The organism is Plantactinospora sp. KBS50 (assembly GCF_002285795.1).
Lineage (GTDB): Bacteria > Actinomycetota > Actinomycetes > Mycobacteriales > Micromonosporaceae > KBS50.
In genome coordinates, this window is sequence record NZ_CP022961.1 from 5,503,408 (window position 1) to 5,526,719 (window position 23,312).

The 23,312-nt window shown below is 70.9% G+C and carries 20 protein-coding genes and 1 pseudogene; 8 read left to right on the plus strand and 13 right to left on the minus strand.

The window, feature by feature from the left end:
• Window positions 1–38: 38 nt before the first annotated feature.
• Together CIK06_RS23680 and CIK06_RS23685 are read left to right on the plus strand one after the other, a co-directional pair.
• The gene (locus tag CIK06_RS23680; protein WP_095566660.1) at window positions 39–608 is read left to right on the plus strand and encodes a TetR/AcrR family transcriptional regulator; all 570 of its coding nucleotides are present in this window, start codon (window positions 39–41) and stop codon (window positions 606–608) included.
• Between the two features lie 40 nt (window positions 609–648).
• Entirely contained in the window at window positions 649–1,968 is a 1,320-nt protein-coding gene (locus CIK06_RS23685) for an MFS transporter (RefSeq protein WP_095566661.1), read from the plus strand.
• Between the two features lie 36 nt (window positions 1,969–2,004).
• On the opposite strand, the gene CIK06_RS23690 is transcribed toward CIK06_RS23685, so the two are convergent.
• From CIK06_RS23690 to CIK06_RS23745, 12 genes are all read right to left on the minus strand, one after another.
• The gene (locus CIK06_RS23690; RefSeq protein ID WP_198347982.1) at window positions 2,005–2,934 is read right to left on the minus strand and encodes a DMT family transporter; all 930 of its coding nucleotides are present in this window, start codon (window positions 2,932–2,934) and stop codon (window positions 2,005–2,007) included.
• Window positions 2,915–4,075, minus strand: a complete 1,161-nt coding sequence (locus tag CIK06_RS23695; RefSeq protein WP_095566663.1) for an acyl-CoA dehydrogenase family protein — start codon at window positions 4,073–4,075, stop codon at window positions 2,915–2,917. The genes CIK06_RS23690 and CIK06_RS23695 overlap by 20 nt, the downstream gene beginning before the upstream one ends.
• Before the next feature lie 46 nt (window positions 4,076–4,121).
• Complete coding sequence (locus CIK06_RS23700; RefSeq protein ID WP_095566664.1) at window positions 4,122–5,336, minus strand: CaiB/BaiF CoA-transferase family protein; 1,215 nt, start codon at window positions 5,334–5,336, stop codon at window positions 4,122–4,124.
• Window positions 5,333–7,096 (minus strand): thiamine pyrophosphate-binding protein, encoded by a 1,764-nt coding sequence (locus tag CIK06_RS30280; RefSeq protein WP_198347983.1) that lies wholly within the window; start codon window positions 7,094–7,096, stop codon window positions 5,333–5,335. The genes CIK06_RS23700 and CIK06_RS30280 overlap by 4 nt, the downstream gene beginning before the upstream one ends.
• A gap of 2 nt (window positions 7,097–7,098) precedes the next feature.
• The gene (locus CIK06_RS23715; protein WP_198347984.1) at window positions 7,099–8,124 is read right to left on the minus strand and encodes an ABC transporter ATP-binding protein; all 1,026 of its coding nucleotides are present in this window, start codon (window positions 8,122–8,124) and stop codon (window positions 7,099–7,101) included.
• A complete protein-coding gene (locus CIK06_RS23720; protein ID WP_095568080.1) occupies window positions 8,121–9,170 on the minus strand; it encodes an ABC transporter ATP-binding protein in 1,050 nt (349 codons plus the stop codon). Before CIK06_RS23720 ends, CIK06_RS23715 begins: the two co-directional genes overlap by 4 nt.
• Entirely contained in the window at window positions 9,163–10,110 is a 948-nt protein-coding gene (locus tag CIK06_RS23725) for an ABC transporter permease (protein ID WP_095566665.1), read from the minus strand. The genes CIK06_RS23720 and CIK06_RS23725 overlap by 8 nt, the downstream gene beginning before the upstream one ends.
• Window positions 10,111–10,120: 10 nt before the next feature.
• On the minus strand, window positions 10,121–10,903 hold the full coding sequence (locus CIK06_RS23730) for an ABC transporter permease (protein WP_198347986.1): 783 nt from the start codon (window positions 10,901–10,903) through the stop codon (window positions 10,121–10,123).
• Complete coding sequence (locus CIK06_RS30285; protein WP_198347987.1) at window positions 10,900–11,052, minus strand: hypothetical protein; 153 nt, start codon at window positions 11,050–11,052, stop codon at window positions 10,900–10,902. Before CIK06_RS30285 ends, CIK06_RS23730 begins: the two co-directional genes overlap by 4 nt.
• A gap of 126 nt (window positions 11,053–11,178) precedes the next feature.
• Window positions 11,179–12,813 carry an ABC transporter substrate-binding protein gene (locus tag CIK06_RS23735; protein ID WP_157756919.1) on the minus strand — a complete coding sequence of 545 codons (1,635 nt, stop codon included), beginning with the start codon at window positions 12,811–12,813 and terminating at the stop codon, window positions 11,179–11,181.
• 31 nt (window positions 12,814–12,844) lie between these two features.
• Complete coding sequence (locus CIK06_RS23740) at window positions 12,845–14,074, minus strand: amidohydrolase family protein (protein WP_095566667.1); 1,230 nt, start codon at window positions 14,072–14,074, stop codon at window positions 12,845–12,847.
• A gap of 32 nt (window positions 14,075–14,106) precedes the next feature.
• Window positions 14,107–15,006, minus strand: coding sequence for an oxaloacetate decarboxylase (locus CIK06_RS23745; protein ID WP_095566668.1), 900 nt, complete (start codon window positions 15,004–15,006; stop codon window positions 14,107–14,109).
• Between the two features lie 252 nt (window positions 15,007–15,258).
• Between CIK06_RS23745 and CIK06_RS32615 the strand changes: the two are divergent.
• From CIK06_RS32615 to CIK06_RS23770, 5 genes and pseudogenes are all read left to right on the plus strand, one after another.
• Window positions 15,259–15,357 (plus strand): annotated as a pseudogene (locus CIK06_RS32615) (LysR family transcriptional regulator); the annotation flags it as partial.
• Window positions 15,358–15,560: 203 nt separating this feature from the next.
• Window positions 15,561–16,205, plus strand: coding sequence for a LysR substrate-binding domain-containing protein (locus CIK06_RS23755; protein WP_095566669.1), 645 nt, complete (start codon window positions 15,561–15,563; stop codon window positions 16,203–16,205).
• Between the two features lie 60 nt (window positions 16,206–16,265).
• On the plus strand, window positions 16,266–17,615 hold the full coding sequence (locus CIK06_RS23760; RefSeq protein ID WP_095566670.1) for a VWA domain-containing protein: 1,350 nt from the start codon (window positions 16,266–16,268) through the stop codon (window positions 17,613–17,615).
• Window positions 17,615–18,427 (plus strand): peptidase, encoded by an 813-nt coding sequence (locus CIK06_RS23765; RefSeq protein WP_095566671.1) that lies wholly within the window; start codon window positions 17,615–17,617, stop codon window positions 18,425–18,427. Before CIK06_RS23760 ends, CIK06_RS23765 begins: the two co-directional genes overlap by 1 nt.
• A gap of 438 nt (window positions 18,428–18,865) precedes the next feature.
• Window positions 18,866–19,864 carry a glycoside hydrolase family 11 protein gene (locus CIK06_RS23770; RefSeq protein WP_095568081.1) on the plus strand — a complete coding sequence of 333 codons (999 nt, stop codon included), beginning with the start codon at window positions 18,866–18,868 and terminating at the stop codon, window positions 19,862–19,864.
• A 183-nt stretch (window positions 19,865–20,047) separates the two neighbouring features.
• On the opposite strand, the gene CIK06_RS23775 is transcribed toward CIK06_RS23770, so the two are convergent.
• Window positions 20,048–20,374, minus strand: a complete 327-nt coding sequence (locus CIK06_RS23775) for a hypothetical protein (protein ID WP_157756920.1) — start codon at window positions 20,372–20,374, stop codon at window positions 20,048–20,050.
• A 415-nt stretch (window positions 20,375–20,789) separates the two neighbouring features.
• Between CIK06_RS23775 and CIK06_RS23780 the strand changes: the two genes are divergently transcribed.
• Window positions 20,790–23,183: a M4 family metallopeptidase gene (locus CIK06_RS23780; RefSeq protein ID WP_095566673.1), complete on the plus strand. Its 2,394-nt coding sequence runs from the start codon at window positions 20,790–20,792 to the stop codon at window positions 23,181–23,183.
• The last annotated feature ends 129 nt before the right edge of the window (window positions 23,184–23,312 follow it).

Consider the following 23,312-nt stretch of genomic DNA (forward strand, 5'->3'; position numbering starts at 1 on the left):
GCTTCTTACCTATCGGTAAGTCAAGTTAAGCTGACCGGATGCGACGGCCCTCCGACACCAAGCAGCGGATCCTGGACGTCGCCCGCGACCTCTTCGCCCGGCAGGGCGTGCAGCGGACCAGCCTGCAGGAGATCGCCGAGCGGCTGGGTATCACCAAGCCGGCGCTCTACTACCACTTTCCCTCGCGGGAGGACCTGGTCCGCAGCATCGTGCAGCCGATCATCGACGAGGAGGAGGCGTTCCTGCAGAGCCTGGAGGCACTCGACGAGGTCGAGCCGCGCGCCCTGCTGGAGGGCTACTTCGACTTCCACTACCGGCACCGCCGGGAGATGGTGCTCATGCTCAGCGAGCTGACCACGCTCGCCGATCTCGGCCTGATCGACCACGTGATGGCCTGGCGCGAGCGGCTGATGAAGCTGCTGTTCGGACCCGACCCGACACTCGAACAGGCCACCCGGGCCGTGATCGCCCTGGGCGGCCTCCAGGACTGCACGATCCAGTTCGCCGAGATCCCGTGGCAGGAGTTGCGCGGGGCGGCCGTCGACGGCGCGTGCGCGGCGCTGGGCATCGAGCCACGGCCGGGCCCCGCAGCGGAACCGGTGAAATAACTCGGGTGCGGGCGGCGGCCCTCCCCTGGTCTGATACGGCATGCCCCGGATCCGAGCGTCGCTGCGTCGGCTGATCCCACCGACGCCGCTGTCTCGGCGACTGGCCAGCCAGTCCCTGTTGTTCGCCACCGCGGAGGGCACGTTCCTCACCGGTTCGGCGGTCTTCTTCACCCAGGTCGTCGGCCTACGTGCGGCGCAGGTCGGCCTCGGGCTCACCGTGGCCGGCGTGGTGTCGTTCCTGTTCGCCTACCCCGCCGGCAGGCTCACCGACCGGATCGGGCCGAAGCGGATGTGGGCGGTGGGTGCGTTCGTGGCCGCCCTGCTCTTCGGCGCCTGGCCGTTCATCGGCAGCTTCGGGGGCTACCTCGCGATGGTCGTCTGCTTCGAGATCATCGAGAATGCCGCCGGGGCGGGCCGCAACGCCTACATCCTCGACGTGATGCCCGAAGCGGAGCGGGTGGCCACCCAGGCGTACATGTACTCCTCGCTCAACGTCGGCTTCACGCTGGGCGCGATCATCGGCGGTGTCGCGCTGGCCATCGACGATCTGACCCTGATCCGCTGGATGCCCCTGTTCACGCTGGCCATCGGGCTGCTCAACGCGGTGTTCATCGCGCGCCTGCCGCGCGCGCCGCACGACATCGCGCGGTCCGCACGCCGCCGGAGGGCGGCCGGAGCGAAGCCGGCGGGTCGGGGGCCGCTGCGCAACCTCGGCTGGATCCTGGGCAGCTTCTTCAGCGGCACGATGTGGACCAACCAGGTCCTCCTGAACATCGTCATCCCGCTGTGGCTGGTCCAGGCCACGGACGCGCCGCACTGGCTGCTGGCCTGGCTGTTCGGCACCAACACGGTGCTGTGCATCTTCCTGCCGGCCTACACCTCCCGCGGGGTCGAGACGGTCTCGGACGGGCTTCGTTCGGTACGCATCTCCGGCTTCTTCTTCGTCGCCGCCTGCCTGATCACGATGGCCACGCACAGCACGGTCGGCCTGGTGACGATCTTCCTGGTCTGGCTGGGGCACGTGGCGGTGACCGGCGCCGAGCTGTACTTCTCGGCAGCCAACTGGGCGTTCCAGGCCAAGCTGATGGACCCGGCCCGGCGCGGCGAGTACGGCGGTGTCGCCGAGGTGTTCAGCACGCTGGGCGGTCGCTGGGCTCCGGCGCTGTACACGTTCCTGGCGATGTCGTGGCACCCCGCCGCCCTGCCCGGTGCCGGCTGGTTGGTGATCGCGGGGATCTCGCTGCTGGCCGTGGTCGGCTACCACCCGTCGGCGCGGATGGCGCAACGGTTCCTCACCCGCGAGGGCATCGTCGGTCAGCCGGCGGCCGACAAGGCCGAGGTCGCGCCGGCGGCAACCTGATCACGGTGGGCCGGGACGCCGACGCCGGCCGGACCGTCACACCGACTCCGGTGGTGGCGGCGGCACGGACCGGCCGCTGAGCGCGGCGCCGGCGACCCCGCCGATGGTCAGGATCCCGCCGGCCAGGTGCCAGACGGTGCTGACCTGGCCGAGGAAGATCCAGGCCAGCGCGCCGGAGATGAACGGGTGGCTGAGCCGGACCACCGACCCGAAGGTCGCCGGCAGGTACTGCAGGGCCCAGAGGAACACGACGTGGCCGAAGGTGCCGGCCCCGATCACCACCCCGAGCAGCAGCACCAGCTCCCGGGGGTGCGGCAGCCCGACATCGACCCTGGCCACGAGCGCGTACGCGGTGATCGCCGCGCCGCCGTAGCAGGTGGCACCGAAGGTGAACGGGGTGGAGGCCGGGCGGCCGCCGCTCATCTTGCCGACGATCAGGAAGACGGTGAACGCCACCATGCTGAGGAAGGCCAGCCCCAGACCGAACGGGTCGCCGCTGGGCCGGCCCGCGCTGCCCGCGACCACGACCCCCGCGCCGGCCATGGCGATCACGGTCCACCACCAGAACGTGCGCCGCAGCCGCTCCCCGAGCAGCAGCGCGGCGGCGATCCCGGTGACCACCGGGGCGAGGCTGCTGACCAGCGTGACGTCCAGGACCGTGACCCGCTTGAGGGAGACCATCAGCAGGACCTGGTTGAACGCCAGCGCGAGCCCGGCCACCGCCGGCAGCGGGCCGAGCATCCCGCGCAGCTCGTTTCCGCGGCGCCCGGCCAGCCAGGTCAGGACGCCGATGAGCGGCAGTGCGAGCAGCATCCGCCAGAACGAGTAGGCGATCCCGCCCAGCGTGCTGGCGCTGATCAGCACGGGGCCGGTGGCGTAGACGAAGACCGCCCCGCAGACCGCCACGACGGGATTCACCGCGGGCGGCGCCACCGGCGCCCGGCCCTCAGCGGTAGGCAGCGACACCGGTGACCGCCTCGCCCAGCACCAGCGTGTGGATCTCCTCACTGCCCTCGTAGGTCAGCACCGACTCCAGGTTCGCGGCGTGCCGCAGCACCGGGTACTCGGCGCTGATCCCGTTCGCGCCGAGTATGGTGCGGGCGGTGCGGGCGATCTCCAGCGCCTGCCGGACGTTGTTCAGCTTGCCGAGGCTCACCTGGTGCGGGGCCAGCCCGCCGGCCTCCTTGATCCGGCCGAGGCGCAACGCCAGCAGCATCCCCTTGGACAGCTCCACCGCCATCCCGGCCAGCTTGGCCTGGGTGAGCTGGAAGGCGGCGATCGGCCGGCCGAACTGGGTGCGGTCGGCCGCGTAGCGCAGCGCCGTGGTGTAGCAGTCCCGCGCCGCGCCCATCGCGCCCCAGACGATGCCGTACCGGGCCTCGTTGAGGCAGGCGAACGGGGCGCGCAGGCCGTGCGCCCGCGGCAGTTGCGCGTCCGCGGGCAGCCGGCAGGAGTCCAGCACCAGTTCGGAGGTGACCGACGCCCGCAGGGAGAGCTTCTCGCCCACCGGACGGGCGTGGAACCCGGGGGTGTCGGTGGGCACCAGGAAGCCGCGGATCCCCTCGTCGGTACGCGCCCAGATCACCGCCACCGCGGCGATGCCGCCGTTGGTGATCCACATCTTGCCGCCGTCGAGGATCCAGTCGGTGCCGTCGCGCCGGGCGGTGGTGCGCATCCCGGCCGGGTCGGAGCCGTGGTCCGGCTCGGTGAGCCCGAAGCAGCCGATGGCCCGGCCGGCGGCCATCTCCGGCAGCCACCGCTGCCTCTGCTCCTCGGAGCCGAACCGGTGGATCGCGGTCATGGCCAGCGAGCCCTGCACCGAGACCAGGCTGCGCAGCCCGCTGTCGCACGCCTCCAGCTCCAGGCAGGCCAGGCCGTACGCGACCGCGCCCGCTCCCGCGCAGCCGTACCCGTCCAGGTGCATGCCGAGCAGGCCCAGCTCGCCGAACTGGGGCGCCACCTCCGGCGGCAGCACACCCTGGGCGTACCAGCCGGGGACCTGGTTGCGGATGCGCTCGTCGAGGAAGCGGCGCACGGTGTCCCGCAGCGTGCGCTCCTCCTCGGTGAGCAGTCCGTCCAGGTCGAGCAGGTCGGCTGGGTCTGTCATCGGTCCTCCCCTGTGCAGTCGGCGTCGGTCCGCGAGGCGGTCGGCGTCAGTCCGCGAGCGGACCGTCGGCCATGGAATCGAGCCACGCCAGCACGTCCGTGGTGTCGGCGCCCAGGCCGGGCGGGGCGCAGCGGTACGTCACCGGCGTGGCGGAGAGCCGGAACGGGCTGGCGACCTGGCGGCTGCCGGCCACGTCCCGCACCGGTTGCAGGCCGAGGTCGGCCGCCAGCGACATGCCCTGGGCGATGTCGTTGATCGGTCCACAGGGCACACCGGCCCGGCCGAGCAGGGTGGTCCAGGCGTCGGCACCGCGCTCGGCGAGCCGGGCGGCCAGGATCTCGAACAGTTCCGCCCGGTTGGCCACCCGGGCGGCGTTGGTCGCGAAGCGCTCGTCGGCGGCCAGCTCCGGCCGGCCGACGCAGCGACACAGCGCGGCGAACTGCCGGTCGTTGCCGGCGGCCACGATCAGCTCCCGGTCGGCGGTCGGGAACGGCTCGTACGGGCAGATGCTCGGGTGCCGGATTCCCATCCCCCGGGCGACGTGCCCGCCGAGGGCGTACCCGCCGGCGAAGTTGACCATCCCGGACAGGGTGGAGCCGAGCAGGCTGACCTCGATGTGCTGGCCGGTGCCGCTGCTCTCCCGGTGGTGCAGCGCGGCCAGCACGCCGATCGCGGCGTGCAGCCCGGCCAGCACGTCGCTGATCGGGATGCCCGCCTTGCTGGGGGTCTGCGGGTCGGGGCCGGTCAGGCTCATCATCCCGGACACCGCCTGGACGACCAGGTCGTAGGCCGGCAGCGCCGGGTCGGCGTCCGGGCCGTACCCGGTGATCGAGCAGTAGACCAGGGCCGGGTTGATCCGGCTCAGCTCGGAGTGGCCCAGGCCGAGCCGGGTCGCACCGCCCGGGCGGAAGTTCTGCACCAGTACGTCCGCCCGGGCGGCGAGCCGACGGGCGTAGGCACGCCCGTGGTCGGTGCGCAGGTCCAGCACGACGCTGCGCTTGTTGCGGTTGATCGACTGGTAGTAGGTGCTGACCCCGTCATGCCAGGGCGGCCCCCAGCGTCGGGTGTCGTCCCCGGCCGGCGACTCGACCTTAACGACGGTGGCGCCGAGGTCGGCCAGCAGCATGGTCGCGTACGGCCCGGCGAGCACCCGGGAGAAGTCGGCCACCAGGATCCCGGCCAGCGGGCCGGGTGTGCTGCCGTTCGAGGTGGTGCCGTGGGGGTTGACGCTGTTCGGGGCGGCGGGCTCGGTCGGCTTCACGCGGCGTCGCTTTCGGCGGGTACGGGTTCCGGGGCCGCCGCCAGCGACGCCGTTGGCGCTGACGGCGACCGCTTCCCCGCGGTGCCGGCCGCCGCGGCGGCATCCCCGGTGCCAGGGGAGGCACCCGCGAAGTCCTGGTAGTACCGGGTCGAGACCTCGGCATCCAACTTGATTTCCAGCAGGGCCGGTCCGGGGGAACCGACCAGGTCGGCCACCGCCGCTTCAAGGTCCGGCACGCTGGTGACGGCCCGGGCCGGCAGGCCGAGCGCGGTGGCGGTGGCGGCGAAGTCGACCGGGTCGAACCAGGCAAGCGTGTCCGGGACGCCGTGGTGCCGGCAGATGTGCACCTCGGCGCCGTAGGCGCTGTCGTTCATCACGACCACCAGCAGCCGCAGCCCGTACCGGCGCACGCTGTCCAGTTCGGACAGCGACATCATCAGGCCGCCGTCGCCCACGAAGCAGACGGTGAGCCGCTCCGGGCGGGCCGCGGCGGCGCCGACCGCGGCCGGCAGCGCCAGGCCGATCGCGCCGAACGCCGACGGTGAGACGTAGCCGGTCGGGTCGGGCACCGGAAGGTACCGGCTGGGCACCGACATGAAGTGCCCGACGTCGACCACGAGCTGCCGCTGCGCGGGCAGGGTCCGGCGCAGGGCCAGCGTGGCGGGGTGGATGTCCAGCCGGTCGGCCGGCGCACCGGGCCGCGGCGGCGGGAACTCGGCGGCCACGTCGTAGCCGGCGATCTCGGCGGCGAGTTCGGGCGACCGGTGGACGCCGCGACCGCCGCCGGCGGCCTCGATCGCGTCGGCGAGCGCCGCCGCGGTGACCGCGGCGTCGGCGACCAGTCCGAACTGGACCGGCGTCCACCGCCCGATGGCCTCGGGATCGGTGTCGACCTGGATGACGGTGCCGGTGAACAGGGTGCCCTTCGCCGTGGTCCACCGGTTGAGACTGGCGCCGAAGACCACCACGCAGTCCGCCTCGGCGATCACCCGGCGGGCCAGGTCGGTGGCGAAGCCACCGCAGACGCCGAGGTCGTACGGGTCGGCCGCGAACAACCCCTTGGCGAACAGGCTGGTGCAGACCGCCGCGCCGGTCACCTCGGCCAGCCGGCGCAGCGCCTGCCGGGCCTCGGAGCGGACCGCGCCGCGCCCGGCCAGCAGCACCGGCCGGCGGGCCGCGGCTACGACCCGGGCCACCTCGGCCACCACCGCCTCGGCGGGTTCCACCGGTTCCGGCACCGGCGGCAGCCAGCGCTGGACCGGTTCGCTGGTGCTGGCCATCTGCACGTCCACCGGCAGGTCGAGCAGCACCACCGTGGACCGGACGACCGCCCGGCCCAGCGCGGTGTGCAGGTCCCGCAGCGCGTGCCGGGGGTCGGTCACCTCGATCACCTCGGCGCCGGTGGCCGCCACGAGCTGACGCTGGTCGATGCGCTGCCGGTTGGTCCGGTCGGTGCGGCCGACCGCGCCGGCGAGCAGCAGCAGCGGGCTGCGGGCGCGGACCGCCTCGGTGATGGCGGTGACGGTGTTGGTCAGGCCGGGGCCGTGGGTCACGGTGCAGACGCCGAGCTGGCCGCCGGCGCGGGCGTAGCCGTCGGCCATCGCCACGGCACCGTCCTCGCGGCGGGCGGCCAGGTAGCGCACGCCGTGCTCGCGGGACAGGCAGGTGGCCAGCGCGACGTTGCCCTCGCCGACCACGCCGAAGAGGGTGTCGATCCCGCTGTCGGCCAGGCAGGCCGCCACTGCCTCGTAGACACGCACGCTTACCACTCCGTCCCTGTGTTGATCGGTTCCGGCGGAAGCTGCTGGGTGAGCGGCGCGGCGAAGTGGCAGGCGCTCGGATGGCCGTGACCCCGCTCGGTCAGCTCGGGCGCGGTGCTGGCGCAGACCTCCTCGGCCCGCCAGCAGCGGGTCCGGAAGCGGCAGCCGGAGGGCGGGTCGGCCGGGTTGGGTACGTCTCCGCGCAGCACGATCCGCCGCTGCTGTTCCGGGTCGGGCGCCGGCACCGCCGAAAGCATCGCCTGGGTGTACGGATGGGTCGCCCCGTCGAACACCTCGTTCACCGGTCCGGTCTCCACGAACCCGCCCAGGTACATCACGGCCACCTGGTCGGCCAGGAACGGCACCAGGGACAGGTCGTGGGTGATGAACAGGTAGCTGATCCCCAGCTCGGCCTGGAGGCGGCGCAGCAGGTTGACGATCTGCGCCTGCATGGAGACGTCCAACGCGGACAGCGGCTCGTCGAGGATCAGCAGTTCGGGCCGCGCGGCCAGGGCTCGGGCGATGTTCACCCGCTGGCGTTGACCGCCGGAGAGCGACCCGGGGTACCGGTCGAGCAGCGAGTCGCCGAGCCCGACGCGTTCGAGCAGTTCGACGGCGGCGGCCGTGCGGTCGGCCGGGCGGATGTCGGGAAAGGCCAGCCACGGTTCGGTGACCGTGTCCCGCACGGTGCGCCGCGGGTTCAGCGAGCCGTACGGGTCCTGCAGCACGATCTGGATCCGGCGGCGCAACGCGCGGCTGCGCCGCCGGTCGGCCCGGAAGATGTCCTGGCCGGCGAAGAAGATCCGGCCGCCGGTCGGGCGTTCGAACCGCAGCAGCATCTTGGCCAGGGTGGACTTGCCGCAGCCGGACTCGCCGACCACCGCCAGCGTGCTGCCGGCGGCCAGTTCGAAGCTGACCCGGTCCACGGCCTGCAACTGCGCCCGCGGCCCGAGGCCGCGGCGGCTCCGCTGACCCGGGTACGCCTTGCTCACCGCGTCGACGCGCAGCAGCGGTTCGGTCTGCGTCACAGGTCCTCCCCGAGGATTCCTTCGACGAGCACGCTTGTGGCGTGGTGGCAGGCGCTGGCCCGGCCGGGGCTCACCGACAGCAGCGGCGGCTCGGACTCCCGGCAGATCTCGGTCGCGTTGGCGCAGCGCGGGGCGAACGGGCAGCCCGGCGGCAGCCGGCGCGGATCCGGCGGCGCGCCCTTGATGGTGTACAACCGCCGGTCGGCCCGGTTCCGGCCGCGGATGGAGGCCATCAACCCCCGGGTGTACGGGTGGGCCGGTGCCCGGTACACCTCGGCGAGCGGGCCGGTCTCCACGATCCGGCCGGCGTACATCACCGCGATCTTCCTGGTCGCCGCGGCGGCGACGCCGAGGTCGTGGGTGATCAGCAGCAGGCTCAGCCCCTCCTGCTCCAGCAGGTGCTGCAACAGCTCCATGATCTGCGCCTGGATGGTGACGTCCAGCGCGGTTGTCGGTTCGTCGGCGATCACCAGTTGCGGGCGCAACGCCAACGCCATGGCGATCACCACCCGCTGCCGCATGCCGCCGGAGAACTGGTGCGGGTAGTCGCCGAGCCGCCGGTGCGCGTGCGGGATCTGCACCAGCGACATGACCTCCAGGGTCCGGCGCCGGGCCTCGGCCCGGGAACAGCCCTGGTGCTTGCGGAACAGCTCACCGATCTGGAATCCCACGGTGAGCACCGGGTTGAGCGCGGCCAGCGCCTCCTGGAAGATCATCGCGATGCCGGAGCCGCGGACGGCCCGGCGCTGCGACTCGGGCAGGGCCAGCAGGTCGCGGTCCTGGAAGCGGATGCTTCCGCGGGTGACCCGGCCGGGCGGGCGCAGGATGCCGATGATGGTCCGGGCGGTGGCGGACTTCCCGGATCCGGACTCGCCGACCAGCGCGAGCGAGTCGCCGGCGGCCATCTCCAGGCTGATGCCGCGTACCGCCGGCACCCGGCCCGGACCGGTGCCGAACTCGACCCACAGGTCCTGCACGGCCAGCAGCGGCGGCTGGGCCGGCCGCGGTGTCGCAGCGGTCTGCGGTGCCACTCTGCCGTCAGTCACGGCCACTCCCCTCCGCCGACGCCGCCTGCGGCGGGACGGTCTCGTGCGACGCGCCGGGCTGCCGGCCGAGCAGCCGCAGCAGCAGCCGGGGCCGGTCGTGACTGGCCTTCAGCGTGGCCCGGGCCGGGTCGAGGGCGTCGCGCATCCCGTCGGCCAGCAGGTTGAAGGCCATCACGGTGGCCAGGATCGCCAGGCCGGGAAAGAGGGTCAGCCACGGCGCGTCGAGCAGGTAGGCGCGACCGTCGGAGAGCATCGACCCCCAACTCGCGGCCGGGGGCTGCACGCCCACGCCGAGGAAGCTCAGCGCGGCCTCGATGTTGACCCCGATGCCGACGGCCAGGCTGGCGTAGGCGATCACCGGGGTCGCCGCGTTCGGCACGATGTGCCGCCACAGCACGGGCGCGCGGTTGCCCCAGATCGCCCGCGCCGCGGTGACGTAGTCGCGGCCCATCACGTCCAGCACCCCGCCGCGCATCAGCCGGGCGAACTGCGGCAGCCGGGTGACCCCGACGATCACGATCAGCATGGGCACGCTGGAGCCGACGACGAAGGCCAGCACGATCGCCAGGATCAGGAACGGGAACGCGAAGGCGACGTCCATGAGCCGCATCAGCGCCTCGTCGACGAAGCCGCGCAGGTAGCCGGCGATGGCGCCGATCAGGCCGCCGGCCAGCAGGGCCAGCAGGCAGCCGCAGACCGCCACCAGCAACGACACCCGGGCTCCGGCGACCATGCGGGAGAGCACGTCCCGGCCGAACTGGTCGGTGCCGAGCAGGTGGCCGGCGCTGCCCGGGCCCAGCAGCCGGTCCGGCGAGGTGGCCTCCGGCGGGTAGGGCACGACGAACGGGCCGAGCAGCGCCGTGGCGGCCACCACCACGACCAGGATCAGCCCGATCCGCCCGGTGCTGTCCCGCCAGACGGCGGAGAGTACGCGCGCCATTCTGTTGCCCCTAACCGAGCCGGATCCGCGGATCGATCAACGAATAGAGCAGGTCGGTCACGAAGTTGACCAGGACGAAGCCGACCGCGATGACCAGCACGCAGCCCTGCATGATCGGGAAGTCCCGCTGGCTGATGCTCTGCATCAGCAACTGGCCGAGTCCCGGCAGCGCGAAGATGCTCTCGGTGATGACGGCGCCGCCGAGCAGGACGCCGAACTGCAACCCGATCACGGTGACGACCGGCACCAGCGCGTTGCGGACGCCGTGCGTCCAGAGCACCCGCCGGGCGGCCAGGCCCTTCGCCCGGGCGGTGTCGATGTACGACTCGCCGAGGCACTCGATCACGGCCGAACGCGTGGTCCGGGCGACGATGCCGGCGAACCCGGCGCCGATCGCGGCGCAGGGCAGCACCAGCGCGGTCACCCCGTAGTCCCGCACCGAGCCGCCGGCGGGGAACAGGCGCAGTTCCAGGGCCAGGTACTCGATCAGCAACAGGCCGAGCCAGTAGACCGGGACGGAGACCCCGACCAGGGCGAGCAGCCGGCTGACCTGGTCCCAGATCGACCCGGCCCGCACGGCGGCGAGGACCCCCATCGGGATGCCGGCGGCGATCCCGAAGAACATGCCGCCGAAGGCCAGTTGCAGGGTGGTGGGCAACCGTTCGACCAGGATCTCCAGGACCGGCTGGCGGCTGAACAGCGAGGTGCCCAGGTCGCCCTGGAGCACGTTGCCCAGCCAGGTCAGGTACTGCACGTACAGCGGCTGGTCCAGGTTGAGCTGGCGACGGATCACCTCCGCGCCCTCGGGGTGTAGTCGGTGCCCATGATGAGCTGGACCGGGTCGCCCGGAGTCAGATGGATCAGCCCGAAGACGAGCACCGTCACGCCGATGAGCACCGGCAACAGCGACAGGATGCGCCTGAGCAGCAACGCGAGCGACACACGACCTCCGTTTCCGTTGCGCGGACCGACCGTTCCCGGTCGTCATCGGTGCTCGGGTGGATCGCCGACCCCCCCTTGAAGATCCGCGGCGATCCACCCGAGCTGCTACGACCGTGCAGCCGTTGCCTACTGCCGCACGCTCATCGGCTGGAGCTGGATCAGGTCGAAGACCGCCGAGGACCATCCCTCGACGTGGTCACTGACCAGCGATGCCCGGTTCCAGTAGTTGAGCAGCAACTGCGGCGGGTCGTCGTTGAGCATCCGGCTCACCTCGGCCCACCTGGGCTTGACCGCCTCGTCCCGCTCGCCGCCCCAGTCCGAGTCCTTGGCCGTGTCGACCATCAGCTTCTCGATGTCGGGCCGCTGGGCGCCGCCCTCCTTGTTGAAGTCGCTGCGGTTGAGCGGCCCTGCGGCGGCGTACTGGTAGTTGGCGAACTCGTAGGCGGTGCCCCGGATCGGGGTGATCCGGTACATCGCGGCCGGACCGAGCCACTTGTCCGGGCCCTTGGTGGTGATGCCGGAGAGCGTCGTGTACTCGACCGGCTTCACCTCCATCTCGACGCCGATCTCCCGCAGCTGCGCCTGGATCGCGGTCGCCTGGTCGAGGAAGAGCTGGTCCTGAAGCACCATGGCGGTGAACTTCAGCGGCCTGCTCTCATCGAACCCCGCCTTGGCCAGCAGTTGCTTGGCCTGATCCGGGTCGTACGGCGCGTCGATCGACGGGTCGTGCGCCCAGTGCCACGGCGGGAACAGGTCCCCGGCGGCGGTGGCGTGACCGTAGAAGAAGTCCTCGACCAGCGCCTTGCGGTTGATCCCCAGGGAGATCGCCTTGCGCACGTCCCGCTTGTCGAACGGTGGCATCGAGGTCTTGAACACCATCAGGGTCTGGTCCGACCCCTCCAGCTCCTTGATCTCGATCCCGTCGGCGTCCTTGAACGACTGCAGGTCCTTGTAGGCCGGCTGGATGACGGCGTCCACCTGACCGCCGCGCAGCGCGGCCAGCCGCGCCGAGACATCCGGAATGACCCGGAAGACCACCTCGTCGACCTGCGCCTCACCCTGCGGCGAGTGCGCCTTCTCCGCCTTGCGGACGGTGACGTGGTCGCCCTTGACCCACTCGGTGACCTCGAAGGGGCCGGTGCCGGACCAGACCGTCGTGCCGTACCCCTCCTGCTCCACGACCGCCTTCTCGACGATCTTCGGGTGGTTACCGGAGAGCAGCGACATCAGGATCGGGTACGGCTCCTTCGTCTTGATCACCACGGTACGGTCGTTCTCCGCGGTCACCGAGGCGATGCTGTTCTTGTAGAGCGCACCGAAGGACGCCTGCTCGTCGGTCATCAGACGGTTGAAGGTGTAGACCACGTCGTCGGCGGTGACCGCCGTACCGGTGTTGAAGGTCATCCCCTCGCGGAGGGTGAACCGGTACGTCAGGTCGTCCGGACGTTCGGGCATGTCCGCCAGACCGGCGACGATCTCCCGGTAGTCGGTGCTGCGGTTGAGCAGCCCGTCCTGGGTGTTGGTCAGGATCCGGATCCCGATGCCCGGATCGATGATTTCGTTCAGGGACCTCGGGTCACCCTCAATGGCGATCACGAGACGGTTGCCCCGCGATCCGCTCGCTCCCCCGCCGCCGCACGCGGCGAGCAGGCTCGGGCTGAGCGCGAACAGGCCGGCCAGCGTGCCGCCGCGCAGCAGACCCCGCCGGGTGAGTGTGACCTGACCACCGCCGGACGGCGGCTTCACCGGTGCGTCGTCCATCCTGAAAACCCCTCTATTGAGGCTCGTGTGATCAGTTGGAGTTGGGCCCGAGATTGGCCAGCAACTCCGTCGGGTCGTACGCCGTACCGCCCTTGAAGACCAGGCTCGGCTCATCGCAGACCAACAGGTCCTGCCGCGGGTCACGGTCGAGCACCACCAGGTCGGCGAACTTGCCGGCCTCGATGGAACCGATCTTGTCCTCGATGTGCAGCACCTTGGCACCGTTGATGGTGCCGGCCAGCAGGACGTCCATGTTCGACATTCCGGCGTTGGCCATGTGGAACATCTCCCGGCCCATCTCGCCGGCCACGTCCGTGCCGACGCCGCAGCGCAGCTTGCCCGCGACCGCCAGGCCGAAGATGCCGTTCTGCTCCTCCGCCTTCTTGCGGCAGACCTCGATGAGCCACTGCGGGCGGCGCAGTTCCAGACCCCGTTCGGCGATCATGTGCGACTCGTCGAGGGTCGGGACCAGGTAGGCGCCGCTCTTGTCGATCAGCTCGACCGACTCCTCGTCCATCAGAGCGCCGTGCTCGATGGTGTCCACCCCGGCGGCGAGAGCGATCTTGATGGCCGCCGGCGGGTGCGCGTGGCAGGCCACGGTCTTGCCGGACTTGTGCGCCTCGTCCACCGCGGCCCGGATCTCCTCCTCGGTGAGCTGGGCCGCCCACGGGTGGTCGTTGCCGAGCGAGACGAATCCGCCGCTCGCCATGATCTTGATGACGTCGGCGCCGTCCTTGAGCTGCTGCCGGGCCGCCGCCCGCACCGCGTCCGGGCCGTCCGCCTCGATCGCGAGGCCGGCACCGTGCCCGCCGGTCATCGCGATCGGCGAACCCGAGGGGTAGATCCGCGGGCCGATCAGCTGCCCGGACTCCACCGCGTCGCGCAGCCCGATGTTCGTCCCGGCCTTCGCGCCGGTGTCCCGGACCGTGGTCACCCCGCGGGCCAGCGAGATCAGCACGTTGCGGGTACCGCGGATGATCCCGTACGACAGGGGCTGGTGCAGTCGCTCCTGGAAGGACCCGCTGCCGCGGTGGTTGTCCAGGTGCTCGTGCAGGTTGACCAGGCCGGGGATGATCCACTTACCGGTCGCGTCGACGACCGTGGTGGAGCGTTCCGACCGGGCCGCCACAAGATCGAACCCGGCGGCCGGGCGTACCTCGGTGATCTTGTCGCCCTCGACGACGATGACCGAGTCGGGAATGGATTCGGCACCCACGCAGGTAATTGCCTCGGCGCCGTGGATGATGGTGCGCTCTGCCATTTCAGTTCCCTCTCGTGTACGTACGGAAGACCTCAACCAGCTTTTGGCTGGACCGCTTCGTGAGCACCTGCAAACAGCTCTGCATCCGCTATTCCGACCAGTTCGTAGATCTCGCCGGGTGGCACCATCCGGTCGAAGAGCGGCTCCAGCCGCGCATCCTCGCGGATATGGGTGTACGCCTCACGCAGCGCGTGCGCGGCTGCCTGAAGCGGGGTCAGCGGATAACAGATCGTTGCGTATCCGGCAGCGGCCAGCTCTGCCGGTGGTATCGGTGGAATCTTCGCTCCCCGCGACACGTGGGTCATCTTCGGACCGGGTATCCGATTTGCCGCGTCCTCCAGTTCTTCCCGGCTGTGCAGGTCGAACAGGAAAACCGCGTCGGCCCCGGCCTCCCGGTAGGCCCTGGCGCGCTCGACAACGTCGTCGATCGTGCCGCAGGCACGTACATCCGTCCGGGCGACGATGCAGAAGTCGGGATCCGTCCGAGCCGCTGCCGCCGCCGAAATTCGGGCGACCATCTCCTGCGCGGAGACTACCTCGATGCCGCTGAGCAGGCCACATCTCTTCTGGGCCACTTGATCTTCGATATGCATGGCCGCGATTCCCGCGGCCTCGAACTCCTGCACCGACCGCTGGATGTTCAGTACCCCGCCATAACCGGTGTCGGCGTCAACCATCACCGGCAAAGACGTTCCGCGGATGATCGCCCGCGCCCGCTCAACTACTTCCGTAAGGGTCAGAAATCCAAGATCCGGATATCCGTGAGTGACCGACACGCCGGCTCCGGTAATAGTGACAGCCTCGAATCCACTCTCCTGCGCAATGGCCGCGGAGAGTCCGTCGTAAACGCCTGGAATCACCGTCGGGCCGGACTCCTCAAGTAGATTCCTGAACCTTGTCGTTACCTTCATTGATCTCACCTCCCCTTGCATTCGATTGCTCCCGGGAAGCTCTTGACCCGCGCTTCATGGCAGTCTTTCACCGGAGCCGGGGAAAGTGGTTCGATAGCTTCGATCTACTCATTCACCCCATCGATCAGGGAAACCCAAAGTGGCGCCGGAATTACGTTGGGTGACGATGCATCGACGCTCGGCCACACCGACCCGGGGAATCGGTCGCCACGCTCTGTCAAAGCGCAGGCCAGCGCAGTAATCTGCCAGCCAACGACCCCCGAAGGAGGGCCGATGCTCGACCTGAAGCGACTCCTCGTGTTCCGTGAGGTCGCCCGCCTGTCGTCGTTCTCCGCCGCCGCCGAGGTCCTGCACTACTCCCAGTCCGCCGTCTCCCACCACGTCGCCCGACTGGAGGCCGAGACCGGCGCCCGGCTGCTCGAACGCCGCCCGGGGGACGTGCCGCACTCACCGCGGCCGGCCGGGCGCTGCTGGCCCACGCCGACCCGCTGCTACGCAAGGCGGCCAGCGTCGAGTCCGAACTCGCCGAGATCGCCGAGGGGCGCAGCCGGCGGATCCGCATCGGCGCCTTCGCCATGGCCAGCGCCAGTTACCTGCCGCCGGCCATCGCACACCTGCGCCGACGGGTCCCCACCGCCGTGGTCACGGCCCGCGAGGACGAGCCGACCCGGCTGCTGGAGGACCTGGAGGAGGGCAACCTCGACATCGCCGTCATCTTCGACGATCCGCGCTCACCGCTGCCGATCCCGGAGAGCATCAACTACCACTTCGTCTCCGAGGAGGACCTGCTCCTCGGTCTCCCGTCCGGCCACCGGCTCGCCAGCCACGACCTCGTCTCGGTGGAGAGCCTCGCGATGGAGAACTGGATCGCCGGGGTCAGCCGGCTCTCCAACCACACCCAGCTCATCCGCAACACCTGCCGGCGGGCCGGTTTCGAACCGCGGATCGCGGTGTACAGCAACAGCTTCGCCCTCTCCCAGCGGCTGATCGCCGCGGGCGTCGGGCTGTCCCTGGTACCGGCGTCCTCGGCACACCAGCTCCGGTCCGGCGTGGTCTGCCGGCCGGTCGACATGCCGCCACGGCGGCGGATCGGCATCGCCTCGCGATGCGTCAACGGCGAGTCCGAGCCGTTCCAGGAGATGATCGAGATCGTGCTCGACGCCTGCTCCACCGGGCTGCCCGCGCGCCACCTCGAACCGCCGGCCGCGGCCGCGGCGTAGCGGCCCGGCGGGCGCCACCCGGATGATCATCCGAAGTGGACGAGTTCTACACTCCGCCCGGTGATCGACAAGAGAATATCGGCAACCGTCCTTCTCATCGGCGTACTGGCCACGGCCGTGTCGGGGGCGCCGGCGCCGGCGCTCGCCGATGAGGAGACACCGGCCGAGCCGCCCAAGGTCGAGCTGGTACTCGACGTCAGCGGCTCGATGCGAGCCAGCGACATCGACGGACGCAGCCGGATCTCCGTCGCCCAGCAGGCGTTCAACGAGGTGGTCGACGCGCTTCCGGCCGAGACCCAGCTCGGCATCCGGGTGCTCGGCGCGACCTATCGGGGCAAGGACAAGAAGCAGGGCTGCCAGGACACCCAGCAGATCGTGCCGGTCGGCCCGGTGGACCGGACCCGGGCCAAGGCCGCGGTGGCCACCCTCCGGCCGACCGGGTTCACCCCGGTCGGGCTGGCCCTGCGCGAGGCCGCCCACGACCTCGGCACCGGCACCACCGCCCGGCGGATCGTCCTGATCACCGACGGCGAGGACACCTGCGCCCCGCCCGACCCCTGCGACGTGGCCCGGGAACTGGCCGCGCAGGGCACCAAGCTCGTGGTCGACACCCTCGGCCTGGCGCCGGACGAGAAGGTACGCCGGCAGTTGCTCTGCATCGCCGGCGCCACCGGCGGTACGTACACCGCGGCGCAGAGCGCGGACGAGCTGACCGGGCGGATCAAGCAACTGGTGGACCGGGCCAAGGACACCTACACGGCGGCCCCGACCGTGGTCGCCGGCAGGTCCGGCTGCGACGGTGCGCCGCTGCTCTCCCCCGGCGTGTACGGCGACCGGGAGGGGTTCTCGGAACACCGCTGGTACCGCGTGCCGGTGCCGGCCGGGCAGGAACTGCGCGCCTCGGTGAGCGTGGCGCTGGACCGGGCCGTGAATCCGGACTACGGCGTGCTGCTGCGGGCCACCACCACCGACGGCCGGGAACTGGTCCGCGGGGTGGACGCCGGAAGCGGACGTACCGATGTGGTCTCGGCCGGGCTGCGCTGGTCGGCCCACGAGGACCGGGCGGACCCGGACCACACGGATGACGCCGACGCCACCGACGGCCCGGACGCCACCGACGGCCCGAACCCGACGGACGACCCGGACGACGCCACCGCCGCCGGCGCCGCGACCACGATGGTCTGTCTGGTGGTGAGCAACGCGTTCGCGCCCCGCCCGGGCACCCAGGGCACGCCCGGCATGCCTGTCGAACTGACCGTCGACGTGGTCGCCTCCTCCCCCGCGCCCACCGCCCCCGACCTGGGGCGCGGCTGGGTGCTGTTGCTGCTGCTGACCGTCGTCGGCCTGGTCGCCGGGCTGGTGACCGGGCTGCTCACCCGCTGGTGGGTCACCACCTGGAGGAACAACTGATGACAAGCTTCCCGAGCGGTACCCGCACGGCCGGACGTGCCGGTACGGCGGGCCGGACCGGCGCGGCGCTGGCCGTGGCCGGTCTCGGCGCGCTGGCCCTCCCCGCCCCGGCCGCGGCCGAGCCCACCCCCTCGCCGGGCGCCACCCCGGTCACCCGGTCCGGGACGTCCTTCCTGACCGCCGCCGGCATCGCGGCCGGCCAGCCGGTCCGGGTCGGCGCCTCCATCGGCGACTACCTGTACTGGTCCTTCCCCGCCGCGGCCGGCGAGCGGGACGAGATCACCGCGACCGTGTCCTTTCCGAAGCCGCGCAGCGGTGCCGCCACCTGGACCGTGGAGGTCTTCGACGGACTGCGGCGCCGGCAGCCCTGCACCGCCGGCACGCAGACACCGACCGTCGACGCCACCGCCGCCAGCGTGTCGCTCGGCTGCACCCTGCGCCAGGTCCGCTCGTGGGCCGAGCCGTGGTCCGCCGACCCGCTGCCCGGCACGTACTACCTGCGGCTGTCGGTGGCCGACCTGCCGGAGGCCGACCTCGGCCTGCCGGTCGAGGTGGAGTTGCTGGTCACCGCGGACGGCCAGGGATCCCGGGACGACGGCGAGCTGAAGGCCCCGCTGGTGCCGAACACCCGGGCCGGCGCCGTGCTCGACAGCGAACCGGTGCCGGCGGCGGCCGAGGACACCGACGGCGGGTACCTCGGCTGGCTGCCCGACCTCGGCTCGCGCTGGATCTGGAGTGCGGCCGGTGGCGTACTGGCCGCGGTCGCCGGCGTCGTCGGCTTCGGACTCACCCGCCGGCCGCGCCGGCCGTGACCGCTCCCCCGCCGGCCGCGGGACCGGTCCGGCGGCCGGCGGGGGTCTCCGCAACTTTCGGTAACCCGCATCCGCTCGTGATCATCTGATGAGCACTTTCGATCATCGACGGCGAATTTGTTTCGTGAATCGACGGATCCATCAGGAGAAACCGGCGACTTGAGAACAACCAGTTAAGATCATGTAACGAAACTTTTCCGAAAAACGTTGCCAACGGTCAATCCGTCGATCGATACTGTCGCCATCGATAGACCTCGACCGCTGTCGATCCGGATGTCCGTCGCGTCCCGGTCGGCCGACGCCGACCGGGCGGCCTCCCGCCGGTCGCCGCGCTGCCCGCCAGCGCGGCCGTGCCCCCATCCGGACCATCGACCGCCCCGCCGGGTCCTATCACGCTGCCTGGCCACCCGCCAGCCTTCACGAGGAGTGAACACGCAGATGAACGAGGCCCCCACCCGCTCCAGAAGCCGCAGAGCCGGCCGACTCAGGCTGATCGGCGGCGCCTGCGCCGCCGCGCTGGCCGTGATCGTGGCGATGCCCGGCGTGGCCAGCGCGGCCATCACCTCCAACCAGACCGGCACCAACAACGGCTACTTCTACTCCTTCTGGACCGACGGCGGCGGCTCGGTCTCCATGGACCTCGGCTCCGGCGGCAACTACAGCACCACCTGGAGCAACGTCGGCAACTTCGTCGCCGGCAAAGGCTGGAAACCCGGCACCCGCCAAACCGTCACCTACTCCGGCAGCTTCAACCCCTCCGGCAACGCCTACCTCGCCCTCTACGGCTGGACCAGAAACCCCCTCGTCGAGTACTACATCGTCGACAACTGGGGCACCTACCGACCCACCGGCACCTACAAAGGCACCGTCACCAGCGACGGCGGCACCTACGACATCTACGAAACCACCCGCTACAACGCCCCCTCCATCGAAGGCAACCAAACCTTCAACCAATACTGGAGCGTCCGCCAATCCAAAAAAACCGGCGGCACCATCACCACCGGCAACCACTTCGACGCCTGGGCCAGCCACGGCATGAACCTCGGCAGCCACGACTACCAGATCCTCGCCACCGAGGGCTACCAGAGCAGCGGAAACTCCAACATCACGCTGGGCAGCAGCGGCGGTGGCGGCGGTGGCACCACCCCGCCGCCGTCCGGCGGTGGCGGCGGCAGCTGCACCGCGAGCCTCTCGGCGGGTTCGCAGTGGAGCGACCGCTACAACCTCAACGTCGCGGTCTCCGGCTCCAGCAACTGGACCGTGACGATGAACGTCCCGTCGCCCGCGAAGATCATCGCCACCTGGAACATCAGCGCGACGTGGCCCACCGCCCAGCAACTGGTCGCCAAGCCCAACGGCAACGGCAACAACTGGGGCGTGACGATCCAGCACAACGGCAACTGGACCTGGCCAACGGTCTCCTGCAGTGCCAGTTGACCGGCACCACCGATAGATAGCACCACAACCCCCGGTGGCGTGGTGGCCGTACGGCCGCCACGCCACCGGGCCCGTTCGAGCCCGGTACCCGGTCGAGCCCCGGTACCCGTTCGATCCCCGGTGCCCGGTCGCGGCACGGGGTGCGCGCGGGCGGCCGGCGCGACGAGGCCCGCGCGACACCCGCTACCGGGTCGCGGTGTCGACCAGTTCGGCCACCGCCGCCGCCACCGGCGGCCGGTTGGCCGGCGCCAGGCATTCGGTGTAGTCGACCTTCGTGCTCCCCGCGGCGACCGTCCACTCGTACGTGTCGGCGCAGCCCTGCCGCTGGTGCGTACCGGCCTCGCCGGCCAGCCGAGGATCGCCGAGCAACGACCAGAGCCGGTTCCGCTGCTCCGCGGTCAGGCTGCCCGAGCGCGGCGATCCGGAGCCCTTGCGGGTCCAGCTCCCGTCGGCGCGTACCGCGATGGTTTCGGCGCCCCCGGCGAAGCCGCCGCTGCGGCTGACGGTCACCGGCACGGCTCGGGCGGTCCCGCTCGCACCCGGCGTCGGCCGGCCGGGAGCCGAGGCGGGGCCGAGTCGGCCGGCGCGGAGGAGGGCGAGGTCGCCGTGGGCTGCGTGGCCTCCGGAGCGGAGCCGGACGGGGACGGCGGGGCGGCCGTCGGGTCGGGCGCACCGGCCGGGGTCGGTCCACAACCCGACACCATCACCAAAAACAGTGACAGCAGGGGGATGGCGTTCGTTCTTCTCATACCGGTGGGACGCTGGCCGACCAGCAGCGGTTCCGCCCACCGGTGTGTCGCCGTCTTGCACGCAACACATGAGGATGTCACATCGAGCGAGGGAAATTCACCTCTTCATTTTTCGCGTCCACCTGGCTATATGTACATGGGTGACTACCGTCACGACACTCCCCCCAGGAGGGCACGTGAACAGATCCCTCGCCGTCGTCAGCGCCGCCGTACTCACCAGCGGTGTCCTGGCCGGTGTCGCCCCCGCCGCAACCGCGGCTCCCACCACACCCTCGTCCAAGCCGTCCGCCGTGGCACTGGCCGCCGATCTGCTGGCCAGCAACCCCGGGGCCGTGCAGGGCAGCGCCGCTGACTCGTACAAGGTGTACAGCAGCAAGACCGATCCAAGCGGCGCCGGTCACATCCGCTATACCCGCACCTACCAGGGCCTCCGGGTGTACGGCGGCGACTTCGTCGTGCACACCACCGCCTCCGGTGGCTACTCCGGCGTCTCGAACGCCCTGGTCGCGCCGCTCAACCTGAGCACCAAGGCCAAGGTGGACAGCGCCGCCGCCCAGAAGACCGCGAAGGCGCACTTCGCCGGCAAGGTCACCACGGTCGGCGCCCCCGAGCTGTTCGTCGACGCCACCACCGGGCGCGGCAAACTCGCCTGGGAGACCGTGGTCCAGGGCTGGGCACCAGACGGGCAGACGCCGTCCCGGCTGCACGTGATCAGCGACGCGACCAGCGGCGCGTACATCGGCTCGTTCGACGAGATCGAGACGGTCGCGGGCACCGGCAACAGCATCTACTCCGGCACGGTGACCATCGACACCACCCTGTCCGGCTCCACCTACTCGATGACCGACCCGGTGCGCGGCAACGGCTACACGTGCGACATGAACAACGGCACGTCCAGCTGTTCCACCTTCACCGACGCCGACAACGTGTGGGGCAACGGCACCAACTCCAACCGGCAGTCGGCCGCCGTCGACGCGCACTTCGGCGCCGCGGTGACGTTCGACTACTACAAGAACGTGCACGGCCGCAACGGCATCTTCGGCAACGGCAGCGGCGTGCCCAGCCGGGTGCACTACGGCAACAGCTACGTCAACGCCTTCTGGGACGGCTCCCGGATGACGTACGGCGACGGCTCGGGCAACTCCAAGCCGCTGGTCTCGCTGGACGTGGCCGGCCACGAGATGAGCCACGGCGTGACCGAGAACGTCGTCTCGGGCGGCCTGAACTACTCGGGCGAGTCCGGCGGCCTGAACGAGGCCACCAGCGACATCTTCGGCTCGATGGTCGAGTTCTACGCCAACACCCCGGCCGACCCGGGTGACTACGACATCGGCGAGAAGATCAACATCAACGGCAACGGCACGCCGCTGCGGTACATGTACAACCCGTCGCTGGACGGCTCGTCCGACAGCTGCTGGTCCACCAGCACGAAGAACAAGGACGTGCACTACTCCTCCGGCGTGGCGAACCACTTCTACTTCAACCTGGCCGAGGGCACCGGCTCCACCGCGTACGGCACCTCGCCGGTCTGCGGCTCGGCGCCGGCCGTCACCGGCCTCGGCCGGTCCAAGGCCGAGAAGATCTGGTTCCGGGCGCTCGACCTGTACTTCACCTCGAACACGTCGTACGTCAACACCAGCAACCCGTCCAACACCGCCCGGGCGTACAGCCTGCACGCGGCCAGCGACCTGTACGGCAGCTGCAGCACCGAGTACAAGACCGTGCAGGCGGCGTGGACCGCGGTGAACGTGGCGGGCAGCGACGCCCCCTGCTCCACCGGGAACGACTTCTCGATGGCGACCTCGCCGACCTCCGGCTCGGTCAACCCCGGTAGCGCGGTCTCGACCACCGTCTCCACCGCCGTCACCAGCGGTTCGGCGCAGACGGTGGCGCTGTCGGCGAGCGGCCTGCCCAGCGGCGCGAGCGCGTCGTTCAGCCCCAGCTCGGTGACCGCGGGCAACTCGTCCACCCTCACCATCAGCACCACGTCGTCCACCTCGCCGGGCACCTACACCGTCACCATCACCGGTACGGGCTCGGCGGCCACGCACACCGCCAGCTACACGCTGACGGTGAACGGATCCGGTGGAGGCTGCTCCAGCCCGGGCCAGAAGCTCGGTAACGCGGGCTTCGAGTCCGGTACGTCGCCGTGGACCGGCAACACCGGCACCATCGGCTCGTACAGCGGGCAGAGTGCCCACTCCGGCACCCGGTTCTCCTGGCTGAACGGCTACGGCTCCACCAGCACGGAGTACATCCAGCAGCAGGTCAGCCTGCCCAGCGGATGCTCGTCGTACAACTTCAGCTTCTGGCTGCACATCGACAGCGCGGAGCGCACCACCACGACGGCGTACGACACGCTGAGGGTGCAGGTGCTCAACTCCAGCGGTTCGGTGCTGGCCACCCTGGCCACGTACTCGAACCTCAACAAGGCAAGCGGATACCAGCAGCGCTCCTTCTCGCTGGCGTCCTACGCCGGGCAGACGATCAGCGTGAAGTTCCTCGGCAGCGAGGACTTCCTGCTGCAGACGTCGTTCGTGATCGACGACACGGCGATCAACGTCTCCTGACGTCCGGTGAAACGCTGAAACGCTGAAGACCGGCCGGCGGCCACCCCTGCGGGTGGCCGCCGGTCCGGCCGATGTGGACCGGGCGCGGCTCACAGACCGGGCGCGGCTCACAGACCGGGCGCGGCTCAC

Bases quoted from the DNA above. Each gene is read 5' to 3' on its own strand.
- CIK06_RS23680 (WP_095566660.1), top strand. From the start codon at position 39: ATGCGACGGCCCTCCGACACCAAGCAGCGGATCCTGGACGTCGCCCGC.
- CIK06_RS23685 (WP_095566661.1), top strand. From the start codon at position 649: ATGCCCCGGATCCGAGCGTCGCTGCGTCGGCTGATCCCACCGACGCCG.
- CIK06_RS23695 (WP_095566663.1), bottom strand. From the start codon at position 4,075: ATGACAGACCCAGCCGACCTGCTCGACCTGGACGGACTGCTCACCGAG.
- CIK06_RS23725 (WP_095566665.1), bottom strand. From the start codon at position 10,110: ATGGCGCGCGTACTCTCCGCCGTCTGGCGGGACAGCACCGGGCGGATC.
- CIK06_RS23735 (WP_157756919.1), bottom strand. From the start codon at position 12,813: ATGGACGACGCACCGGTGAAGCCGCCGTCCGGCGGTGGTCAGGTCACA.
- CIK06_RS23740 (WP_095566667.1), bottom strand. From the start codon at position 14,074: ATGGCAGAGCGCACCATCATCCACGGCGCCGAGGCAATTACCTGCGTG.
- CIK06_RS23745 (WP_095566668.1), bottom strand. From the start codon at position 15,006: ATGCAAGGGGAGGTGAGATCAATGAAGGTAACGACAAGGTTCAGGAAT.
- CIK06_RS23755 (WP_095566669.1), top strand. From the start codon at position 15,561: ATGGCCAGCGCCAGTTACCTGCCGCCGGCCATCGCACACCTGCGCCGA.
- CIK06_RS23765 (WP_095566671.1), top strand. From the start codon at position 17,615: ATGACAAGCTTCCCGAGCGGTACCCGCACGGCCGGACGTGCCGGTACG.
- CIK06_RS23770 (WP_095568081.1), top strand. From the start codon at position 18,866: ATGAACGAGGCCCCCACCCGCTCCAGAAGCCGCAGAGCCGGCCGACTC.